Here is a 281-nt window from a genome sequence, read left to right as displayed (position 1 = left end):
AAAATTGCTGTCATCTACGTTTAAAAACGTGTCTAAAATTGTACGCACAGAATGTTCGACATCTGTACCCAGCCAGGTAGGATAGGATCTCAAGATGAAGGTATCTTGCCCAAAATCTTCTAAAAAAATACCAATTTTTTGAATATCTGCCAACTTATCTTTTATTTGTAAAAAATCTAAATTGCCAAATTCTAAAATTAAAGGACTTAATAAACCTTGCTGGCTGATCTTAGAATTAGACAACTCGAGCATAATCTTTTTAAAAGAAAGCAGTCTTCTGG

The 281-nt window shown here is 32.7% G+C and carries 1 protein-coding gene; it reads right to left on the bottom strand.

Annotated elements, in window-relative coordinates:
• Positions 1-281 (bottom strand): hypothetical protein (locus tag H3V04_RS09280; RefSeq protein ID WP_198188333.1); only part of this gene is annotated, 281 nt, incomplete at both ends.

Source organism: Bifidobacterium sp. M0353 (genome assembly GCF_016100645.1).
Classification (GTDB): domain Bacteria; phylum Actinomycetota; class Actinomycetes; order Actinomycetales; family Bifidobacteriaceae; genus Bombiscardovia; species Bombiscardovia choladohabitans.
The sequence above is the reverse complement of the archived record's forward strand: the minus strand, read 5'-3'. Positions and strand labels throughout refer to the sequence as shown.